Source organism: Streptomyces sp. NPDC002690 (genome assembly GCF_053592415.1).
This window is the reverse complement of record NZ_JBSFVR010000447.1, coordinates 1-5,306: the sequence shown is the minus strand read 5'-3', so window position 1 is coordinate 5,306 and position 5,306 is coordinate 1. Positions and strand designations below refer to the sequence as shown.

3 protein-coding genes and 1 riboswitch are annotated in these 5,306 nt (G+C 70.9%); of the genes, 1 reads left to right on the top strand and 2 read right to left on the bottom strand.

What is annotated here, in order from left to right:
* Positions 1 to 24: 24 nt before the first annotated feature.
* Positions 25 to 2,085: a phosphocholine-specific phospholipase C gene (locus tag ACWD3D_RS32940; protein ID WP_451464396.1), complete on the bottom strand. Its 2,061-nt coding sequence runs from the start codon at positions 2,083 to 2,085 to the stop codon at positions 25 to 27.
* 178 nt (positions 2,086 to 2,263) lie between these two features.
* Positions 2,264 to 3,679: a purine-cytosine permease family protein gene (locus tag ACWD3D_RS32935; protein WP_451464395.1), complete on the bottom strand. Its 1,416-nt coding sequence runs from the start codon at positions 3,677 to 3,679 to the stop codon at positions 2,264 to 2,266.
* Positions 3,670 to 3,763: riboswitch (TPP riboswitch) on the bottom strand. (Overlaps the previous gene by 10 nt.)
* Before the next feature lie 291 nt (positions 3,764 to 4,054).
* Between ACWD3D_RS32935 and ACWD3D_RS32930 the strand changes: the two genes are divergently transcribed.
* On the top strand, positions 4,055 to 5,306 hold a 1,252-nt coding region (locus ACWD3D_RS32930), incomplete at its 3' end, for a glycoside hydrolase family 76 protein (protein WP_451464394.1).

Sequence of the window (5,306 nt, the reverse complement as noted above, 5' to 3'; positions counted from 1 at the left end):
ACCGGCACAGCCGGTGGCGTTGCGTCAGGCTGTCCTGATCGCCGGGTCGGAGACGCCCGGGGCGCCGGTCTCCACGTGGCCGGCGAAGCGGCGCAGGAAGGTGGCGTCGGCGTCGGAGACCACCTTGACGTCGTACCAGCGGGACGTCGCGCGCAGGTCGACCGTGTGGGAGAGGGTGGCGCCGGGGCCGACCTTGAAGGTCTGGGCCGCCCCGCCGTAGGCGTTGGTCACGGTGAGGTGCGCGGCGACCGGGGCGGAGTTGGTCAGGGTGAGCTTCAGGCTGCCGTCCGCCGCCACATGGCGGGCGGTGACCTCGGGCCCCGCCTTCGCCGCCGGCCCCTGCCAGGTGCGCAGGAAGCCGTTCGGGCCCCAGACCGTGAGGTCGATCCGGTTGCCGGTCGAACTGCTGGTGCTCCAGGTGTCCGAGAGGGTCTTGCCCGCCTCGACGCTGTAGGGCCAGGGCCCGTCCGTACGGTTGCCCGACGTGCTGTGGAAGTGCGCGCCGAGGGTGGGGCCGCTGGAGAAGGTCAGGGTGAACTTGCCGGTGGAGACGGCGGCCCGGCCGTCCACGTAGGGGCTGTACCCGAGCGCGCGGGTCGGCTTCGATCCCGGCTCCTGCTCCGGAAGGGCGCCGGTGGCCGGCGGGGTCGGGTGGTAGGAGGGGTGCCGGTTCTTGTCCGGCGGCACGTACCGGGCCGTGGAGGGCAGAGCGGCGGGTGCCCCGTCCGCGCGCTTGAAGTCGAAGGCGGAGGTGAGGTCCCCGCAGATGGCGCGGCGCCACGGTGAGATGTTCGGCTCCCGCACCCCGAAGCGCTTCTCCAGGAAGCGGATCACCGAGGTGTGGTCGAAGGTCTCCGAGCAGACGTAACCGCCCTTGCTCCACGGTGAGACCACGATCATCGGCACCCGCGGACCGAGCCCGTACGGGCCCGCAGCGTAGCTCGTGCCGCCCGGGTAGAGGTCCTTCGACACGTCGGCGGTGGACAGGCCCCAGGCGGAGGAGGCCGGAGGGTACGGCGGGACCACGTGGTCGAAAAAGCCGTCGTTCTCGTCGTAGGTGAGGAACAGGGCGGTCTTGGCCCAGACCGCCGGGTTCGACGTCAGCGCGTCCAGGACCTGCGAGATGTACCAGGCGCCGAAGTTCGTGGGCCAGTTCGCGTGCTCGCTGAACGCCTCGGGGGCGGCGATCCAGGAGACCTTCGGGAGGGTCCCGGCGGCCACGTCCGCGCGCAGCCGGTCGAAGTACGTACCGCCCGCTTTGACGTCGGTGCCGGTGCGGGCCTTCTCGTACAGGGCGCTGCCGGGCTGGGCATCGCGGTAGCTGTTGAAGTACAGCAGGGAGTTGTCGCCGTAGTTGCCCCGGAAGGCGTCGCTGATCCAGCCCCAGGACCCCGCGGCGTCCAGGCCGTCGCCGATGTCCTGGTAGATCTTCCAGGAGACCCCGGCCGACTCCAGCCGCTCGGGATAGGTCTTCCAGCCGTAACCGGCCTCCTGGTTGCCGAGGACCGGGCCGCCGCCCGTGCCGTCGTTGCCGGTGTGACCGGACCAGAGGTAGTAGCGGTTGGGGTCGGTGGCTCCGATGAAGGAGCAGTGGTAGGCGTCGCACACGGTGAAGGCGTCGGCGAGCGCGTAGTGGAAGGGGATGTCCTTCCGCGTCATGTGCGACATGGTGGTGGCGGTCTTGGCCGGCACCCACTTGTCGTACTTGCCGTTGTTGTACGCCTGCTGGCCGCCGGCCCAGACGTGGTCCAGCCCTTCCAGGAACTGCATCCCGAGGTCGGCCACCTGAGGGTTGAAGGGGAGGACGTCCTTCGTCCCGTCGGACTGGTGGAAGACGGACTTGCCGTTGTCCTGGAGCACGGGCCGGGGGTCCCCGAAACCTCGTACCCCCTTCATCGCCCCGAAGTAGTGGTCGAAGGAACGGTTCTCCTGCATCAGCACGACGACGTGCTCGATGTCCTGGATCGTGCCGGTGGAGCCCTGCGCGGGAATGGCGGCGGCCCTCGCGATGCTCTCGTTCAGCATCGTGAAGGCCGCGGCACCTCCGGCGATCTGCAAAAACCTGCGCCGGTCGAGTTCTGTCATGGGAGACGGCCTCCTGGGGATGGGGGGACAGCGAGGTCGCCCCAAGGACAGCGCTCCCCGGATACCTGGCGGGGGCGGGTTCGTGAAACCTCGCCGTACACCTGGCGAACGGAAGGCCCCCGCAGCCGGTCGGCGACCCGCCCCGGCCGGTTCGGTCTCCGGGGCGACCGGCTGTCCGTCAGGAGCGCGGGCGCAGGCGGAGCGGGGCGTAGACGGAGAGGGCCACGAGGAACGCCACGCCGTAGGCGAGGTCCGCCCCGTGCAGGGACTCCGCCACCGGGCCCACGTACAGGCCGGTGCTCATGAAGGGCACCGCCGCGGCGAAGGCGACGACGAAGGCGACGAGCGCCGGCCACCACGGCCGGTCGCGGGCGCTCTCGGTGGCGAGGTCGATCGGGGCACCGCGGCGGGCCCGGGCCCTCGCCCACCAGTCGACCGCCACGATCGCGACGAAGCCGGGAATCCAGTAGCCGACCAGGAGCAGCACGTTCTGGAAGCGTGCCGTGGTGTCGGCCGCGTGCATCCACAGCACCAGTGGGAATCCGAGAGCGGCGGCGAGGGCCGCGGCGACGGGGCGCGGCAGGCGCACCCCGATCGTCTGCAGGGCCAGGGAACCGCTGTAGTCGTTCATGGCGTTGCTGCACAGCGCGGCGAGCACCACGGCGAGCAGGCCGAACGCCCCGAGCGCGCCGCCGCCCAGCAGGGTGTCGATCCCGCGCGCGGTCTGATCGGTGAAGACGGACGCGCCCCACAGGCCGAGCGTCTGGACGGCCACGAAGGAGGCGCCGATGCCCAGCAGGGTGCACCAGAACATGCGCGGACGGGAGGTACCGGCCGGAAGGTAGCGGCTGAAGTCGCTCGCGTACGGGGCCCACGACAGCGACAGGCTCAGCGCGATCGTGAACGTCAGGACGAAGGCGCCCGCCCGGTCACCGCCGTGCGCGGCACCGGAAGTGGCGGGGTGCACACCGTCCAGCAGTTTGACGGCCAGTACGGCGAAGGCGGCGGCCAGGAGGAACGTCATCACGGTCTGGAGCCGGTGGATCGCCTCGTACCCCAGTACGCCGAGGCCCCCCTGGGCGGCCATCATGACCAGCACGCCCAGCCAGAACGGCCAGCCGCACAGCTGGGCCAGCGCGTCCCCGCCGAACAGGCCGATCAGCGCGTCCCAGGCGATCGAGGACAGCCACTGCAACGCTCCGGGCAGTACGACTCCTCGACCGAACGCCAGCCGGGCGAGGGGGAGTTGACCGACTCCGGTCCGGCTTCCCCAGGTGCCGAGGTAGGCCGTGGGCGCCGCCCCGACGAACGTGCCGAGGACGACCGCGACGAGCGCGGTGGTGAAGTCCAGGCCCAGCGCGACGCCGACGGTACCGGTGAAGACGCCGGTCATGGTCAGATTGGGGGCGAACCAGACGGTGAACAGCCGGCCGGGGCCGCCGTAGCGCCGGTCCTCGGGGACGGGGGCTATCCCGTGGGTCTCGATCCGCAGGTCGCCGGGGGCCGTGGGCATCCGCCCTCCGAACGCGGTCCGCGAGTACGCGGCATCCCGCTCCGCGACCGCGGGGTCGTTCTGCGCATATGGCAATGCCATGAAGACATCCCTCCGCCAGTGCTAGCTGGTTCAGGTTCGACGGGTGTGATCTCAGCCCCTCGTGGGGCACCCCGTGTCCGGTTCGCCGGTCAGGATAGCCGGACGGCGGCCCGGGGCAGGCCAGCGGGGGTGACCGGGCACGATCCGGGGGGCGGTCCCGACGCGAGGGGCGCGAGGCGCGCGAGGGGCGCGAGCGCGGGACCCGACGGGGCGCGGGAGCGCGGGACCCGACGGGGCGCGCGGCACGGAATCGATCTACGTCCGCCCATTTCCGTCCTGGCCGTTGACGTCCCCACACCCCGGTGACAACGTTGTCGAGCACTGTCGGACACCCCGCGCACCCCGCGCCGTACCCCCGAACAGGAGAGTTTCCGCATGCGCTGGTCCCCCTCACGCCGTCAGGTCCTCGGCGCCTCTCTGGCCGCCCTGGCCGCCGCGCCCGCGACCGCTGCCACCGCGTCCGCCGCGCCGGGCCCGGCCGGTAGTCGGTCCACCTCGGCCTCCCTCTCGCGGGCACACGTCACCTATCGCGCTCTGGAGAAGTACTTCGACGTGGCGGACGGCACCGGGCTCGTACGTGAGCAGTACCCGGTCGCCGTCGACGACCGCCCGTACTCCTACGAATGGCCGCTGTCCCAGGTCCATGTCGCAGCCCTCGACCTGGCCTTCGTGGACCCCCGCCACGCACCGGATCTGGCCGTCCGCGCCAAGGCGCAGGAGTTGTACTGGAACGCCTCGGGCGGCACCACCGGCCTCGCCGGCTACGACTCCTATCCGGTCGCGCCGCACGGTGGGGGCGGCGACATGTTCTACGACGACAACGAGTGGGTGGGGCTGGCCAAGTCCCAGCTGCATCTGCAGACCGGTGACCGTGCCGCGCTCCGCCGCGCGCAGGAGATCTTCGCGCTGGTCGAGTCGGGCTGGGACACCGACGCGGAACACCCCGCCCCCGGTGGGGTGTTCTGGACCCAGGCCGACTGGAACCACTGCCGCAACACGGTCTCCAACATGCCCGGCGCCCAACTCGGCCTGCGCCTGCACCAGATCACCGGCAAGTCCCGTTATCTGGAGTCGTCCAAGCGCTTCTACGACTGGACCAACACCCATCTGCGGACGCCCGAGTTCCTCTACTGGGACAACCTCGACCTCGCCGGCACGGTCGACCGGACCGTCTGGTCCTACAACCAGGGCGTCCCGGTCGGCGTCGGCACCCTGCTGTACGAGGCGACCCGCGACCGCACGTACCTGAATCAGGCCCGGAGTACGGCCGAGGCCGCGTACGCGCATTTCGTGACGGAGGGCCGACTGCTGACCCAGCCCGTCTTCTTCAACTCGATCTTCTTCAAGAACCTGTTGCTGCTGGAATCGGTGACGGGCGGATCCGTCTACCGGCGGGCGATGGCCGACTACGCGGACCACATCTGGTCCGAGCGGCGGGACGGCACCACCGGCCTGATGCGGTTCGCCGACAACGGGACCACCCAGGTCATCGAACAGGCCGCCGCCGTACAGATCTTCGCGGTACTGGCCTGCGCCGCCGTACCCGGCGCGTACGCCGTCAGCCGGCTCAAGTTCTTCGGCAGCAGGCACGTCAGCGCGCTCTTCCTGGCCGTCTACCTCTTCCCGG

What these genes read in the sequence shown, in the direction of transcription:
- ACWD3D_RS32940 (WP_451464396.1), bottom strand. Translation starts at nt 2,085, where the DNA reads ATGACAGAACTCGACCGGCGCAGGTTTTTGCAGATCGCCGGAGGTGCC.
- ACWD3D_RS32935 (WP_451464395.1), bottom strand. Translation starts at nt 3,679, where the DNA reads ATGGCATTGCCATATGCGCAGAACGACCCCGCGGTCGCGGAGCGGGAT.